Consider the following 16,132-nt stretch of genomic DNA (forward strand, 5'->3'; position numbering starts at 1 on the left):
GTACGGCTAACACTTTCCTTGTTATCCAAGTTTTCAACGGTTCCTGGCCAACGTGGGCTATCTGGTTGTCCTGGATTGACTGGGGTGTTTGGTTGTGGAGTTGGGTTATCTGGGTTAACTGGTTCAACACGTTCTGAAAGGGTTACAGTGTAGACTTGGTCACGTGCTGTATCGTAGTCATAAACCTTCGCACCACCTGCTGTGAATTCATCGCTGACAAGCTTATAGCCTTGTTTCTTGAATTCTGTGATTTGACTTGTTGTGCTGTAGGCAATGGCTTCACCTGACTTACCTGTCACTTCATCTGTTGTGAGAACGCGGTTACCGTTAGTACTTACATAACGGATAACAGCTTTTTGATTTTCTTTTTCAATGACTACATTAGAATCTTTACCAACAGCATCTAAATCACTATCATCGTTTGGATCAATAGTTTTAGTTTCTGCATCATATCCGCGAATAGATTGGTTGTCACTAATTTTCCAACCAACTGGTGCTTGAGGAATTTCAGTAACATCTGCTCTTGTTGTGTCATTAAAATCGTTTTTATATTGTCGACGAATAGCATCTTCTTTATTCTCGACTACCTCACCATTTGAATTGATGTAATGTCCATCTTTGTCAACTAAATTGATATAACCTAAGTCTTTATACCAAACGTTGACAACTGTTTCATTTATATAGTCTGGGTTAACTGTTAACTCATCAACACTCTTGGCATCTGCGTAGAAACCTGGATTGACCGGTGTCATAACTTTCTTGAAAGTATAATCCAAATCTCCGATAGCACGTTTCCGACGACGCGAACTACCTTGTGCTGCATGAGCCTCAATAGCACTCTTTAATCTCAAGCTCGCTTCTTGATCTAACGGAATATTCCATCCGCCTTTTATATTTGCCTTTGCATCTTCAACTCGAAGTCCCTTTACAGGTTTTAAGGCAGTTTTATCTTTTTCTACTGACTCTTTATCTACTTCAGAAGTTTTTTCAGCCACCTTTGATTCTGTATTTTTCTTTTCAGCAGATTCAATTTTGCTCACTACTTCAATTTTATCAGCAACTTTAGTTGTAGTTGTCCCTCTAAGTTCCAAAGCGATAACTGCTGCTTGAAGATCAGACTCTGCTTGAGATAATTCTGACTCTGCCACATCTGCTTTATTTAATAATCCTTTAGCAGATTGGATACTAGTTTGAAGGCGTTTTACACTGTCTTCAGTGTATAACTTAAGCTCCAATTTTTCTGCGCGCGAAAGAGCCGTTAACAATTTTGACTTGTCAACAGCATCTTGCTGCTTTACTTCCTCTTTTTTATCTTTTGCTTCTTCAACTTTTTCTGCTGGTTTAGTAGCTTCTTCAGTTTTAGCTGGAGTCGTTTCTACTGGATTAGCTACAGTTGGAGCTGCATAGGTTGTTTCTTTTTTAGGTGTAGCAACTTCTGCTGGTTTTGTAGCTTCTTCTACCTTATCAACAGAAACACTGTTAGTAGCTTCTGGGTTATGTTCCTCTGCTTGTACTGCTTGCGCATTGGCAGCAGTTCCCAAGACTAAGGCTGTCCCGAGCAAGACACTAGCTGCACCAAAGTGATACTTACGAATAGAGTATCGTTGTTGCATGCTATACCAGTCAAATGATTTCTTATGTGAATGTTTCATTTTGAACTCCTAGATAATATTTTATAATTCCCACTCTACAACTATTTGATATATAAATCAATATTTTCTATACAATTAATATATTCTCTTTTTGTACCTAAAAGCCACTTATATTATTCTAATTTTTCTGACTAATTCAGACGCTTTTTCTACTCCGACATTTTTGTACACTTTAGACAATAATATGATATAATGAAAATAGGAGGAAAATACCTATATGCGTAACCTTTTATCTACGAAAGATCAGCGACAATTACGTTTAATGGAAACCCTAATCCAACATCGTGATTGGATGAAATTACATGAACTTGCCGACGAATTAGGATGTACTGAACGAATCTTAAAAAGTGATTTAAATGAATTGCGTGCTGCCTTTCCAACTATCGATATCCAGTCTTCTGTTAACGGAATTATGATAGATTTAGAAGTTAATACTAGCGTTGAAGATGTTTATCAATATTTTCTTGCTCATTCTCAATCTTTTCGATTACTAGAGTATATGTTTTTTAATGAGGGCCTACCTATTTATCGAACAATAGAAAATCTTCACTCTAGTAATGCCAACCTCTATCGATTGGGCAGAAATATTACAAAAACTCTGTCAACTCAATTCCAAATTGAACTATCATTTACTCCATCCGAAATACGTGGGAATGAAATCGATATTCGCTATTTTTTTGCCCAATATTTTTCTGAGCGCTATTATTTCCTAGACTGGCCTTTTCCTGACCTTCCTGAAGAGGATTTAACAGAGTTTGCTGATTTCTTCTATAAAATCACGAATTACCCGATGCGATTTTCAATTTATAGAATGTATAAATTGATGATAGCTATCAGTATTTACCGCATCAAAAGTGGTCATTTCGTCGACTTACCCAATCATTTTAACGATGAATACTACCCTCTTTTGATGAGTATTCCAAACTTTGAGGAGATACTTGTCCATTTTTCTGAAAAACTGGGACTGGAAATCACTCCAGATATCATCGCACAAATTTTTATTTCCTTTATTCAAAACAATCTTTTCTTAGATCCTCAAGAGTTCTTTAATTCATTAGAAGAAAACAGTGAAGCTAGATACTCATACCAATTACTTAGTCAAATATTAGAACGCCTATCAAAACAATATAAGATTACTTTTACCAACCACGATGAGCTTATTTGGCATTTGCACAACACTGCTTTCTTTGAAAGACAGGAAATCTTTTCTACCCCAATCTTATTTGAACAAAAAGCATTGACGATTAAAAAATTTGAAGTTTACTTCCCAGACTTTATGGGGAGTGCACGTCAAGAACTAGCCCAATACCGTCAGGCGATTGGACAGCATGACCATCCTGAACAGTTGGAACACTTGATGTACACCATCTTAACCCATGCTGAAAACCTCTCTACTCAGTTGTTAGAAAATCGACCACCTATCAAGGTTTTGATTATCAGTAACTTTGACCACGCCCTATCACTTACTTTAAAGGATATGCTTACATACTATTGTAACAATCGATTCACCTTTGATACTTGGGATGAATTAGAAACAAGCCCTGAGATTTTAAATCAGACAGGTTATGATATCATCGTGTCTAATTTCTATATTCCAGGAATTACCAAGAAGTTTATTTGTCAAAATCATCTGTCAATAATGGATTTGGTTAATCATCTTAATACTTTATCAAATGAGATTCATATATCCAATACTTTATAAGATAGAAAAAAGTCAGCATAATTCTGCTGACTTTTTCTTTTATCTATTTTCTATACTTCCTTTACAAAAACCAATTCCTGTGGCTGTGACAGGTCTTCTCGGTAGTTAAATCCTGCAAAGCTTAAGCGACGAGCTTCTTCCACCGTCTGTACTTGATTTTCTATAAGGGCTGTCAGGAAGGCACCACGCGCTTTCTTGGAGATAGTTGAGTGAATTTTCAGCTGACCACCTTTGTCCTCCATGAATTTGAAGGTCACCATCTTTTCTCTGATTTCCTTAGAAAATACAGTCTCAAATTCTGATGACAAGAGGGAGAAAATTAGGTCTTCACCATTCATAGTCTCATCATAGGCTGTCTTCCAATGGATCTTCAAAGTCTTACCAGCGACTTTTAACTTCATCAAAAAGTCCAAACGGTGAGGGGACATAGGCGACAAGGCTGGAACGACTCCGTACAAAGCCGAAGTAATAAAGACATGATTTTCAAAATAGGCTTGTTCTGCCTCGGTCAGTTTGTCTCGCTTGATGTGGCGATACATAAGCCCATCAAAAAGTTTCAGAGCTGGATAGTGTTGAGCAGTTTGTTTTTTTAAAGTTTGGATATTTTGAAATTCTTCCGCAGCTTTCCCGGCTGAAACTTTGTAAAAACTCTCCAATTGACTAGCAGAATAGAGAGCCAAGGCATCCAGCACAGCCTGACTTTCTGGCTTTAAAGGAGTGGCTTCAATACTTGGCAAGTCTGTGTTCATTTCTTTTGCTGTTGGGATTAAAATTTTCATATTGATAGTGTAGCATATTTTTTTGCCACTACCAAGAAATTCATCTGAAAAACCTCGGTTTGACCGAGGTTTATCTTACTGCACTTTAAATGTCTTGAGATAATTGTCTTTTCCTACTTGACCTTCGAAGGTTTTACCATTTTCAAGGTAAGGGAGGTCGTCTGATACCGATGCCTTAACCTTGTAAATCTTGCCATCAACTTTAAAGAAGTAGACAGTGTCTCCCTTAATAACAGCTGATTTGAGGTCTGATACCACACCCTTGATGCTTTCAGTTGTTGCATTGTCAATTTCAAGATCGTTTTTATTGGCATACTTACTGAGTAGTTCTTCCACTGTCGTTGCTACGATAACATTTTGGTACTCGACTGCATCAACCAAGGCGTACTCTTTGACCAAACCAGCATTGTCCTTCAAGCCCATGATGTAGAGAGGCTTGTCATTGAGGTTGATGAGGATTGGGAAGGTTGCCTTGTAGGATTTCTCCTGAACAGCACCTTCGGCTGATTCACGGGCTGATTCTTCGGTCGCAGAAGCCAAGCTGTACTTAGTGATTTCTCCTGTTCGCATATTTTCTAGGATAAAACCAAGATTACTTTCATCTGCATTGGCCGACGTCACACCTGTGTAGAGATAGATGTCATTGCCGATAGACAAGTAATTATAGCCCTTGGTAGTCTGGGTCACGTTTTTCTTGGAAATCATAGCATTCCAGAAACCATCCTTGTACTTGCCGTTGTAGTTGATTTGCTCAATGGTTTCCTCAGCTGGATAGACCCTGTCTACCCATTCTGGGACTTCTGATAAGCTGTATTCCTTGGTTTCTCCATTTGTAGCATCCAAGATAATGACTGAAACAGGACGGGGAACCGCAAGTCCAAATTGCTTTTGGTAAACCGTAGCCACATAGAAAGGATTACCTTCATCGTCCACCTCAAAAGATGGAGTCTTGAAGATTTTAGTTGGGTACTTCAAGCGCAGGTGACGCTTGACATCACGGTTAAAATACTCCGAATCCGAATACTTGATTGGTGTCTTCAAGTCCACCAAGTCCGCATTTCCAGTCACCATGTCTACCTTGATATACTCGCCGATTCCCTTGGCCTGATTATTAAACCACTTGATAGGATCTGCGTATTCTAGCGGTGTAACCCGATAAGGCTTCCCATCAATTGTCAATTGGGTATAGGTATCTGCCGCTACGTACTGCGACACCTTATCTGTTAGGGAACCCAAGTAGCGGTCCCCAATTTTTTCAGCAGTACTTCTATCTAAAATAGGAACCTTACTGGTATCAGTCTTAGGAAAATCAGTAAAGTCTTTTTCCGTAACCGTGACTACATTGGCATAATTTTTAGCCTGAAAAATGCTGGAGGTCACCAAGGAAACTAAACCAGCCAAGAGAAGAATTCCTCCAATAGAAGCAAAAAGAATTTTCCCTAACCGATTGATTTTGAAACCCTCAAAATTTAAGGCTGCTTCCGCCTTGCCATGACGCACGTGAACTGTTTTGACCAGATTGATTCCCTTGCCAAAACCAAATAAGATTGCCACAACTAACAAATGCCCACAGAGGAAAAAGAGAAATTCCCAGCTGGTCAGGTTAAGAGGCGGTAAAAAGATATACCAGGTCGTTGCGATAAAAATAAGTTCAAAGACTATTCGTTTCATTTGCTTTCCTCCTAAATGATTCGTCCTTCCAAGTGATCCAGTTCATGCTGGCAAATCTGAGCTGGGAAACCTGTCAAAGTAATGGTCTGTTCCTGCCACTTGCTGTCACAATAGGCAACCCTTATAGTTTCATAACGCTTAGTAGGTCTCACACCTGTCAAGGACAAACAACCTTCCTCTGTCTCATAAACTCCTTCAGAGGACAGGAGCACTGGGTTAAACATGACCACAGGAACCAAGCCAAGATTAAAGATAATCACGCGCTTCTGCACCCCAATCATATTGGCAGCCAGACCGACACAAGTCTCACGATTTGCTAAAAGCGTATCCTGCAAATCTCTAGCAAGATAAAGGTCTTCCTGACTTGCCGGCTGAGACACCTGAGATAAAAACAAAATATCCTTTACAATTTTCTTCTCCACTTCCTCACACTCCACTTACTTTTTACTATATTATAGCAATTATAGCACAAAAGCCGATAACTGCAAGCCCTTTCCCTCAACTGTAACAAAAAGCCATCCGAAGATGACTTTTTTTAAATCGCATTCTTGTCAAAACCGAGTTTACGTTGAACAAACTTGACCATTTCGACAATAATAATCATTGAGAAGCTTCCAGCCATAACAATTCCCCATTGAGACAAGTCTAGTTTGGTTACGTGGAAGATTCCTTCAAGCGGTTCTACGACGATTGTTGCCATGAGAAGGATGAAGGATACCAGGATGGACCAGTTGAAGGTCTTAGACTTGAATGGGCCAACTGTCAAGATGGATTGGTAAACAGACTTGACATTATAGGCATGGAAGAGTTGAATCAAACCAAGGGTTGCAAAGGCCATAGTAAGGGCATCTGCATGAATGGCATGATTGTCACCCACATGAACTGGGTAAAGAAGAGCAAGGCCATAAACACTCATAACAATAGCTGCTTGGAGTACACCTTGATAGATGATAGAACTCAAAACACCACCTGAGAAGAAGCTTGCCTTGCGTCCACGTGGTTTATGGTTCATAACACCAGGCTCAGCAGGTTCAACACCTAGTGCAATTGCTGGGAAGGTATCCGTTACCAAGTTGATCCACAAAAGATGAACTGGCTGCAAGACGTCCCAACCAAACAAGGTTGATAGGAAGATAGTTAATACTTCAGCAGTATTGGCAGAAAGTAGATACTGAATAGTCTTTTGAATGTTTGAGAAGACCTTACGTCCTTCTTCCACTGCAACGATGATAGTCGCAAAGTTATCATCTGCAAGAATCATGTCAGAAGCCCCCTTAGAAACCTCTGTACCAGTGATTCCCATACCGATACCGATATCTGCTGTTTTCAAAGCCGGAGCATCATTGACACCGTCACCTGTCATGGCAACGACTTTACCTTGTTTTTGCCAAGCCTTGACGATACGAACCTTGTGTTCTGGAGACACACGGGCATAAACAGAGTATTGACCAACTACTTTTTCAAAGTCTTCATCAGATAGTTCGTTGAGTTCAGCACCAGTTAAAACGTGGCCTTCTGTATCATTTGCGTCAATGATTCCCAAACGTTTGGCAATAGCTTCTGCAGTGTCTTGGTGATCACCCGTAATCATGATTGGACGGATGCCAGCTTCCTTGGCTACACGAACAGCCTCAGCAGCTTCAGGGCGTTCAGGGTCAATCATCCCAATCAAACCAGTAAAGATTAAATCATTTTCAAGCTCTTCAGAAGTCAGATTTTCTGGAATGCTGTCAATAATCTTATAAGCACCTGCAAGGACACGCAAGGCTTGGTGGGCCATTTCAGAGTTGTTTGTATGGATGAGGTTTGTAACCTTCTCATCAATCGGAGCAATATCCCCAGCCTTATCACGAAGAACACAACGTTTCAAAAGTTGGTCTGGCGCACCTTTAATCGCCACAAGGAATTTACCATCTGGCAATGGGTGAACCGTTGACATGAGCTTACGGTCAGAGTCAAATGGCAACTCAGCTACGCGTGGATATTTCTCTATGAAACCTTTGACATCGTAACCCTTATCCAAGGCATACTGGATGAAGGCTGTTTCTGTTGGGTCACCAATCAGGTTGCCTTCCACATCAATTTTCGTATCATTGGCCAAGACAACTGAACGAAGTAGGGGCATTTCAAGACCCAGTTCAATATCATCAGCTGAGTCATGTAGGACTGCATCGTAGAAGACTTTTTCGACTGTCATCTTGTTCATAGTCAGCGTACCAGTCTTATCAGAAGCAATGATTTCAGTTGAGCCAAGTGTTTCAACTGCTGGCAACTTACGAACGATAGAGCTACGTTTGGCCAAAACTTGAGTACCAAGGGCAAGAACGATAGTCACGATAGCAGGAAGCCCTTCTGGGATGGCTGCAACAGCAAGGGCAACAGAGGTCATCAACTCACCAAGTGGATTTTTCCCTTGAATGAAGACACCCACTACAAAAGTAACAAGGGCAATGACCAAGATAGCATAGGTCAAGACCTTAGAAAGGTTGTTCAAGTTTTGTTTAAGTGGTGTATCTGTCTCATCTGCATCTTGAAGCATACCAGCGATATGACCAACTTCAGTGTACATACCAGTATTTACAACAACACCCATACCGCGACCATAAGTCACATTTGAGTTTTGGAAGGCCATATTGACACGGTCACCAATACCAGCATCTGCAGCAAGTTCAACTGTCAAGTCTTTTTCGACTGGCACAGACTCACCTGTCAAGGCTGCTTCTTCGATTTTAAGAGAATTAGCTTCTAGCAAACGTAGGTCCGCTGGTACCACGTCACCTGCTTCAAGAGCAACAATATCTCCAGGCACCAATTCTTTTGAATCAATCTCTGCCATGTGGCCATCACGAAGAACGCGAGCAGCTGGACTTGACATAGATTTGAGGGCTTCGATGGCTTCTTCTGCTTTTCCTTCTTGGTATACACCAAAGGCAGCGTTAATGATAACCACGGCTAAAATGATAATAGCATCTGCGATATCTTCCCCACCAGAAGTCACGACTGACAAGATTGCTGCCGCAACTAGGATGATAATCATCAAATCCTTAAATTGCTCGATGAATTTGACCAGGATTGATCGTTTCTCGCCTTCTTCGAGTTCATTGTGGCCAAATTCTGCAAGGCGCTTTTCTGCCTCACTTGATGACAAACCTTGCTCGGTCGCATCCACAGCCTTCAAGACCTCTTCAGGACTCTGAGTGTAAAACGCTTGGCGTTTTTGTTCTTTTGACATGTGTCTCCTCCTTGACATTGTGTGCAAAACAGACTCTCTTTTTCCTCATCGTATCTTTTAACGACAAACAAAAAGAGACCTGTTAATCATAACAAGTCTCGCTGTTTAAGATAGGGCCGGAAAGCATACTTTTCAGTATAAAATTCGGAATGACGACACTATCACAGGTTTCTGCCAGCTACTCCCTTGAGTAGTTCTATTATACCAAATTTTGAAAGGTTTTCAAAGAGTAAAAACTGCCTTATTTGAATTTTCCCTTGAAAACCAGTATAATGGTAGAATGCTATATGACTAGAAAGGAAGTTGAATGAAGCAATCTATCTCAAATCTCAAGTTAGCTGAGCGTGGGGCCATTATCAGTATTTCGACCTATTTGATCTTGTCTGCAGCCAAATTAGCAACTGGCCACCTCCTTCATTCATCCAGTTTGGTGGCCGATGGTTTTAACAACGTATCGGATATCATTGGAAATGTGGCCCTCTTAATTGGGATACGGATGGCGCGCCAGCCTGCAGACCGGGACCACCGTTTCGGTCACTGGAAGATTGAAGATTTGGCTAGCTTGATCACTTCTATCATCATGTTCTATGTCGGCTTCGATGTACTTCGTGATACCATTCAGAAGATTCTCAGTCGAGAAGAAACGGTTATTGATCCTCTGGGTGCAACTCTAGGAATCATTTCTGCAACGATTATGTTTGTGGTGTATCTCTACAACACTCGCCTCAGTAAGAAATCCAACTCCAAGGCCCTGAAGGCTGCCGCCAAGGACAATCTTTCTGATGCTGTTACCTCACTTGGTACCACCATTGCCATACTGGCCAGCAGTTTCAATTATCCCATTGTGGATAAACTGGTCGCTATCATCATCACTTTCTTTATCTTGAAAACGGCCTATGATATCTTCATCGAGTCTTCCTTTAGTCTTTCAGATGGTTTTGACGACCGTCTGCTTGAGGATTATCAAAAGGCCATCATGGAAATTCCCAAAATCAGCAAGGTTAAGTCCCAAAGAGGTCGTACCTACGGTAGCAACATCTACCTTGATATCACGTTAGAAATGAATCCTGACTTGTCTGTTTTTGAGAGTCATGAAATTGCGGATCAGGTCGAGTCTATGCTGGAGGAGCATTTTGGCGTCTTTGATACCGATGTCCATATCGAACCGGCGCCTATCCCTGAGGATGAAATTTTAGACAATGTCTATAAAAAATTGCTTATGCGTGAACAATTGATTGACCAAGGAAATCAACTGGAAGAACTCTTGGCTGATGATTTTGTCTATATTCGCCAAGATGGAAATCAGATGGATAAAGAGGCCTATAAAGCCGAAAAAGAGTTAAATTCAGCTATCAAGGATATTCAAATCACTTCCATCAGTCAAAAGACCAAACTCATCAGCTATGAGTTAGATGGTATCGTCCATACCAGTATCTGGCGTCGCCACGAAACTTGGCAAAATGTCTTTCATCAAGAAACCAAAAAAGAAGACAAACAGTAACCCTATCCAGTGGATAGGGCTTTTTTGATTGATTTTCTTTAACCTAAACTATCTTATAAGCATTTGGAAGATTTGGTTTTAGAAGCTTGTTTTGTCTATTTCCTTGCTTGACGATTTTGCTCGATACGCCATTCCCTTTCATAGTACTTCATGGCCTCATAGACCCTTTCAGGAAAATCTACATCTAGTAAAATGATAGGGATAATCAAATCTGCTGACTGATAAAAAGGGAAACAACTTCTCTTCAGTAAAGATAGAAGTGATTGGGATCTCGCATTGTCCTTGTTTTTAAAATAAACTTCAATCTGATAGGAATTCCTATACTTCCCTCCAATCCGAGAGAAGGAAAATTCCTCTACATCAGCCCAAGCATAGAAATGACTCGATTTCTTTGGATTCGGTTTGTAGTAAAATCCCTGAACAGTAAATCTCAAATACTCCTTGTCCAAACTTAAAAGTCTGTAAGTCAGATAAACTACTACTACACCCAAAAAAAGTAAAACCAGCATAAACAAAAGACTTATCGTATGAAGTCTGGTCCCCTTTTGCGAATACGAATAGAGATAATAGAGAGGTAACAAGAAGAAAAGACCAAACAAGGCATTCCAAATGATTTTCTTGGGACTACGTTTAATGACTTTTTCTTCCATCATGCCAACTCACTTAAATATTCATAGCGTTCGTATTTTTCAAGGAGTGCTTCGTTTTTCTCATCTAGTTCTTTTTGGAGAGTAGCCAGCTTACCAAAGTCGGACCCATTAGCCTGCATCTCCTCTTCAATAGCAGCGATACGGTTTTCCAAAGCTTCAATATCGCCTTCAATACTTGCCCACTCCTGCTTTTCTTGGTAGGTCATGCGTTTCTTGTCTTCACGGACCTTGACCACTTTCTCCTTTTCGGCCTTTTGCACTTGATTGGCCATCTCTGTTTCAAAGGCTTTTTCATCAAGATAGTCGGTGTAATGACCAAAGAAAGGACGAATTTTACCATCCTCAAAAGCGAGAATCTTGGTCGCTACCTTATCCAAGAAATAACGGTCATGGCTAACTGTCAAAACTGGACCAGCAAAGCCTTGCAAGAAATTCTCCAAAACTGTCAAGGTTGCAATATCCAAATCATTGGTTGGCTCATCTAAAAGAAGAACATTTGGTTTTTCCAAGAGCAATTTGAGAAGATAAAGACGTTTTTTCTCTCCCCCTGACAATTTCTCAATCAAGGTTCCATGCGTCGAACGTGGGAAAAGAAACTGCTCCAGCAGCTCTGCAATCGAAGTCGTAGAACCACCGCTGGTCTTGACCTCTTCTGCCACTTCCTGCAAGTAATTGATCACTCGCTTGCTTTCATCCAAGCCCTCAATTTGTTGAGAGAAATAGGCGATACGAACAGTTTCCCCAATCACAACTTGTCCTTTAGTTGGCTCAAGACTTCCTGCAATCAGGTTGAGCAGGGTTGATTTCCCAACACCATTGTCCCCAACGATTCCAATACGGTCTTTAGCCTGCACCAAGAGATTAAAATCTTGCAAAATGGGCTTGTTTTCATAGGCAAAAGAAACATCCTGAAACTCGATAACTTTCTTCCCAATCCGACTGGTTTCAAAGTTCATGGTCAAATCTGTTTCAACAACGCCGCCTGAAACTTCCTTTTTCAGGTCGTGGAAACGATTGATACGAGCCTGCTGCTTGGTCGCACGCGCCTGCGGTTGTCTGCGCATCCAGGCCAATTCTTGTTTGTAGAGTTGTTCTTTTTTGTGAAGAAGAGCCGCGTCGCGCTCATCCTGTTCCGCCTTTAGGCGAACATAGTCCTGATAATTGCCCTGATATTCGGTCAAGCCTGCGCGATCCAATTCGAAAATCCGAGTTGACAAAGCGTCTAGGAAATAACGGTCGTGGGTAATAAAAAGGACAGTTTTCTTAGAATTTTTTAAAAAGAGGGTCAGCCACTCAATGGTCGCAATGTCCAGATGGTTGGTTGGCTCATCCAGAAGCAAGAGGTCGTGGTTGCCAAGTAAGACTTGCGCCAACTGGACGCGTCTTCTCAAACCACCTGACAATTCCCCAACTGGAGTCGATAAGTCCTGAATCCCCAGCTTGCTGAGAACCGTCTTGACCTGACTCTCAATTTCCCAAGCTTGTAGAGAATCCATCTCTGCCATGACCCGTTCCAAACGCGCCTGCTTGTCCTCACTGTAGTTGAGCATAATCAATTCATACTCACGAATAAGCTGGATTTCCTTGAGGTCACTAGATAGAACCGTATCCAAAACCGTCTTGCTATCATCAAAATCAGGATCTTGGGTCAAGTAACCAATCTGGTAATCATTCTTAGCTGAAAAGGGACTGACATCCCCATCAAAGCCAGAAACACCAGAAAGGACATCCAAAAGGGTAGTCTTGCCCGTTCCATTAACACCTATTAAACCAATTCTATCCAAGTCATGGATAATAAAGGAAATATCCTTAAAAACGGTCTTGTCACCAACGGATTTACTTAGTTTTTCAACGATAAAATCACTCATTTTTTCTCCCTTAGATAAGCATGGATGGCTTGACGGTCATTCTCCAAGTCACCATCGACAATGGCAAACTCTATCTCTGTTAAAATTTCTCCCAAGTCTGGGCCCGGCTGATAACCATATTCCTTGATCAAAATACCACCGTTGATTTGGATTTCTTTCTTGTCATGAATGGTCAAACTCTGGTAGGTTTCTGTGATGACTTGTTGGTTGACTTGTTTTCCCTGAGCCTGACGAAGATTTTCAGCCTGTAAAAGTAAATCTAAATCAAAGCGATAACAATCGCGCTTGCTCAATTCTCCCTTTTCACGCAAGGCCAAAATAGTCAGCAAATCCTGAACTTGCTTGGCAAACTGGCGTGAGGTCTTCCAATCCTTCAAAAATGGCTGCACATTTTCAATATCCAAAGCCCACAGTAGAGCCGCCCAGGCTTGTTCAGAGGATTCAAAAGTAAAACTAGTCTCCAAATCAAACAGTCTGTTGAGCTTATCCTGGCTAGATGCCATATCAGGGAGATAGTCATAAGCTTGACTCTCAATCATGGAAGCCAAGCCCCTTCTCCAAAAGGGAGCCAGCAAGAGTTTATCAAACTCAACGAAGGTACGCTCCACAGAAATTTTCTCCAAAAGTGGCGTCAAAGTCTTCATAGCTTTAAATGTTTCTGGCTCAAGTTCGAAGCCAAGACTGGCTTGAAAACGGAAACCACGCATAATCCGCAAAGCATCTTCGTTGAAACGCTCACTAGCTACTCCAACTGCTCGCAAGACTTGGTTTTCCAAATCTTCTAAACCATGGAACAAGTCAATGATTTCTCCTGTCTCATCCAAGGCAAAGGCATTAACTGTGAAATCACGGCGCTTGAGGTCTTCTTCTAGCGAACGCACAAAGGAAACCGCACTGGGTCTTCGATAGTCCACATAGACATCTTCTGTCCGAAATGTGGTTACCTCATACTCCTCATCCCCATCTAAAACCAAGACGGTTCCATGCTCGATTCCGATATCGGCTGTTCGCGGAAAAATCTGCTTGGTCTCTTCTGGATAAGAAGACGTCGCAATATCCACATCATGGATAGGGCGATTGAGTAGGGCATCTCGAACAGAGCCCCCAACAAAGTAGGCCTCAAAACCTGCTTCTTTAATTTTTTCTAATACTGGTAAAGCCTTCTGAAATTCAGAAGGCATTTGCGTTAATCTCATAATAAGTGTTCTAATCCATAGACAAGCTCATGACGCTTGACAACTTCTTTAATTCCCAAATTCACCCCTGTCATGAAGGAGCTACGATCATAGGAGTCATGACGCAGGGTCAATCCTTCTCCCTGACTGCCAAAGATGACTTCCTGATGGGCTACCAAACCTGGCAAACGAACTGAGTGGATACGCATACCATCAAAGTCAGCACCACGGGCACCTGCAATCAATTCTTCCTCATCAGGCGCACCTTGCTGGATTGACTCTCGAACTTCTGCCATTAACTCAGCTGTTTTAATAGCTGTTCCACTCGGGGCATCCTTTTTCTTGTCATGATGGAGCTCGATAATCTCCACATTTGGGAAATATTTGGCAGCCTGCGTCGCAAATTGCATGAGCAAGACAGCACCCAAGGCAAAGTTAGGGGCGATCAAGCCACCCAAGTCTTGGGCACGAGAAAATTCTTTTAACTCTGCAATTTCTTCACTGGTAAAACCAGTCGTTCCAACTACTGGAGCAAAGCCATTTTCAAGAGCAAAGCGTGTATTTTCATAGGCAACAGCTGGTGTAGTAAAGTCTACCCAGACATCCGCTTCAAAATCGACCAAATCAGCCTTCTCCTTGAAAACAGGAATTCCCTGCCATTCTGACTCAGACTCAAAAGGATCCAAAACTGCTACCAAGTCCAAGTCTGGATCAGCCAAGACCATCTGACAAGCAGCCTGGCCCATCTTTCCCTTAAAACCAGCAATAATTACTCGAATACTCATCTCTACTCCTGACTAAGATACAAAGGACGTTAGCTGCCCTTGAAAAATAGGGAATGACGCTGACTTTCCATGAAAGGCAAGACAGGCATCTTTTTTCATGAGGCAGGTAGTCCGTGTTCAATTTCTAAGATACAAAGCCTGTAAGAACACAAAGCGAAAATAGGAGGTCTGATCAAGGAGTAGATGCTCCTTGGAAGAACTATCTTTTTCACACAAGGTTTCAGGCGTGTTCATTTGTTAACTTCTTAACTAAGCTAAAAGTCCCAACTAAATCACTGGAATATAGCCTAGAGCAATGCTTCCTGCTCCTAGGTGTGTTCCAATGACACTACCAAATGTAGCAAGTGAAACATCCATACCTACTCCAGATTCAAGTAAGTGCTGACGCAATTCCTCAGCCTTTTCAGGAGCATTCCCGTGAATGACAATGATACGGTATTGGCCTGAAGCTGTGGCTTCCTTGATAATCTCAATTAAACGCTTGGTTGCTTTCTTTTCAGTACGAACTTTTTCGTACACTTCAATCACACCTTGGTCGTTGAAATAAAGAATTGGCTTAATGCTTAGGAGATTACCCAAAATAGCCGCCCCATTTGAAAGGCGTCCACCTTTAACCAAGTGGTCCAAGTCATCGACCATGATGAAAGCAGATGTGTGACTAATCTGAATAGCTAGCTTATCTTGAATAATAGCAAAATCATCGCCCTGGTCTCGCCAATTAAAGACACTTTCAACCATGATACCCAGAGGAGCACTTGTAATCAAAGTGTCTGGGAAGGCAATGGTTAAGCCCTCATATTCTTCTATCATATACTGGATATTTTGGTAAAAACCTGAAATTCCAGAAGATAGGAAAAGCCCCAAAACATGTGTATAGCCTTGTTCTTTGAGCGAAGTTAGAATCTCATCTAACTTTGCAATACTTGGTTGACTGGTCTTAGGCAATTCAGAAGCCTGAGCCATTTTTTGGTAAAATTCCTCAGCAGTCAGATTGATGCCTTCGACATACTCTTCACCATCAATATTGACAGGAATATCCAAGACAAACAAATCTTCTCTTTGCAAGGTCTCTGCACTGAGATAGGCAGAAGAATCTGTGATAACAGCTAATTTCATA

The 16,132-nt window shown here is 41.4% G+C and carries 12 protein-coding genes; 2 read left to right on the forward strand and 10 right to left on the reverse strand.

The window, feature by feature from the left end; genetic code table 11:
- Positions 1–1,652: mucin-binding protein (locus tag N8M95_RS07855; RefSeq protein ID WP_261116958.1), on the reverse strand; the 1,652-nt coding region annotated here is incomplete at its 3' end.
- A 217-nt stretch (positions 1,653–1,869) separates the two neighbouring features.
- Between N8M95_RS07855 and pclR the strand changes: the two genes are divergently transcribed.
- Complete coding sequence (pclR, locus tag N8M95_RS07860) at positions 1,870–3,354, forward strand: virulence transcriptional activator PclR (RefSeq protein ID WP_261056143.1); 1,485 nt, start codon at positions 1,870–1,872, stop codon at positions 3,352–3,354.
- Positions 3,355–3,404: 50 nt separating this feature from the next.
- On the opposite strand, the gene yaaA is transcribed toward pclR, so the two are convergent.
- The 4 genes from yaaA to N8M95_RS07880 all read right to left on the reverse strand — a co-directional run bounded on the left by yaaA (position 3,405) and on the right by N8M95_RS07880 (position 9,036).
- The gene (yaaA, locus tag N8M95_RS07865; RefSeq protein ID WP_261116959.1) at positions 3,405–4,133 is read right to left on the reverse strand and encodes a peroxide stress protein YaaA; all 729 of its coding nucleotides are present in this window, start codon (positions 4,131–4,133) and stop codon (positions 3,405–3,407) included.
- Between the two features lie 75 nt (positions 4,134–4,208).
- Positions 4,209–5,804 carry a hypothetical protein gene (locus tag N8M95_RS07870; RefSeq protein WP_261116960.1) on the reverse strand — a complete coding sequence of 532 codons (1,596 nt, stop codon included), beginning with the start codon at positions 5,802–5,804 and terminating at the stop codon, positions 4,209–4,211.
- 11 nt (positions 5,805–5,815) lie between these two features.
- Positions 5,816–6,226, reverse strand: a complete 411-nt coding sequence (locus N8M95_RS07875) for a peptide deformylase (RefSeq protein ID WP_078237849.1) — start codon at positions 6,224–6,226, stop codon at positions 5,816–5,818.
- A gap of 113 nt (positions 6,227–6,339) precedes the next feature.
- Positions 6,340–9,036 carry a cation-translocating P-type ATPase gene (locus N8M95_RS07880; protein WP_261116961.1) on the reverse strand — a complete coding sequence of 899 codons (2,697 nt, stop codon included), beginning with the start codon at positions 9,034–9,036 and terminating at the stop codon, positions 6,340–6,342.
- A 307-nt stretch (positions 9,037–9,343) separates the two neighbouring features.
- Here N8M95_RS07880 and mntE point away from each other — a divergent pair, with 307 nt between their 5' ends.
- On the forward strand, positions 9,344–10,537 hold the full coding sequence (gene mntE, locus N8M95_RS07885; RefSeq protein WP_261116962.1) for a CDF family manganese efflux transporter MntE: 1,194 nt from the start codon (positions 9,344–9,346) through the stop codon (positions 10,535–10,537).
- Between the two features lie 95 nt (positions 10,538–10,632).
- Here the strand turns inward: mntE and N8M95_RS07890 are convergent, their stop codons facing one another.
- The 5 genes from N8M95_RS07890 to N8M95_RS07910 all read right to left on the reverse strand — a co-directional run bounded on the left by N8M95_RS07890 (position 10,633) and on the right by N8M95_RS07910 (position 16,131).
- A complete protein-coding gene (locus N8M95_RS07890) occupies positions 10,633–11,190 on the reverse strand; it encodes a hypothetical protein (RefSeq protein ID WP_020901722.1) in 558 nt (185 codons plus the stop codon).
- Positions 11,187–13,055: an ABC-F family ATP-binding cassette domain-containing protein gene (locus N8M95_RS07895; protein ID WP_020901721.1), complete on the reverse strand. Its 1,869-nt coding sequence runs from the start codon at positions 13,053–13,055 to the stop codon at positions 11,187–11,189. Before N8M95_RS07895 ends, N8M95_RS07890 begins: the two co-directional genes overlap by 4 nt.
- Positions 13,052–14,251: a CCA tRNA nucleotidyltransferase gene (locus N8M95_RS07900; protein WP_080709493.1), complete on the reverse strand. Its 1,200-nt coding sequence runs from the start codon at positions 14,249–14,251 to the stop codon at positions 13,052–13,054. Before N8M95_RS07900 ends, N8M95_RS07895 begins: the two co-directional genes overlap by 4 nt.
- Positions 14,248–15,015 carry a 4-hydroxy-tetrahydrodipicolinate reductase gene (gene dapB / locus N8M95_RS07905; protein WP_120718602.1) on the reverse strand — a complete coding sequence of 256 codons (768 nt, stop codon included), beginning with the start codon at positions 15,013–15,015 and terminating at the stop codon, positions 14,248–14,250. Before dapB ends, N8M95_RS07900 begins: the two co-directional genes overlap by 4 nt.
- A 267-nt stretch (positions 15,016–15,282) precedes the next feature.
- Positions 15,283–16,131 carry a DegV family protein gene (locus N8M95_RS07910; protein WP_261116963.1) on the reverse strand — a complete coding sequence of 283 codons (849 nt, stop codon included), beginning with the start codon at positions 16,129–16,131 and terminating at the stop codon, positions 15,283–15,285.
- Position 16,132: the final 1 nt, after the last annotated feature.

The sequence above is a fragment of the Streptococcus mitis genome (genome assembly GCF_946190325.1).
GTDB lineage: Bacteria > Bacillota > Bacilli > Lactobacillales > Streptococcaceae > Streptococcus > Streptococcus mitis_CF.

Coding starts and splice junctions, on each gene's coding strand:
- pclR (WP_261056143.1), top strand. CDS start 1,870: ATGCGTAACCTTTTATCTACGAAAGATCAGCGACAATTACGTTTAATG.
- yaaA (WP_261116959.1), bottom strand. CDS start 4,133: ATGAAAATTTTAATCCCAACAGCAAAAGAAATGAACACAGACTTGCCA.
- N8M95_RS07870 (WP_261116960.1), bottom strand. CDS start 5,804: ATGAAACGAATAGTCTTTGAACTTATTTTTATCGCAACGACCTGGTAT.
- N8M95_RS07880 (WP_261116961.1), bottom strand. CDS start 9,036: ATGTCAAAAGAACAAAAACGCCAAGCGTTTTACACTCAGAGTCCTGAA.
- mntE (WP_261116962.1), top strand. CDS start 9,344: ATGAAGCAATCTATCTCAAATCTCAAGTTAGCTGAGCGTGGGGCCATT.
- N8M95_RS07890 (WP_020901722.1), bottom strand. CDS start 11,190: ATGATGGAAGAAAAAGTCATTAAACGTAGTCCCAAGAAAATCATTTGG.
- N8M95_RS07895 (WP_020901721.1), bottom strand. CDS start 13,055: ATGAGTGATTTTATCGTTGAAAAACTAAGTAAATCCGTTGGTGACAAG.
- N8M95_RS07900 (WP_080709493.1), bottom strand. CDS start 14,251: ATGAGATTAACGCAAATGCCTTCTGAATTTCAGAAGGCTTTACCAGTA.
- dapB (WP_120718602.1), bottom strand. CDS start 15,015: ATGAGTATTCGAGTAATTATTGCTGGTTTTAAGGGAAAGATGGGCCAG.
- N8M95_RS07910 (WP_261116963.1), bottom strand. CDS start 16,131: ATGAAATTAGCTGTTATCACAGATTCTTCTGCCTATCTCAGTGCAGAG.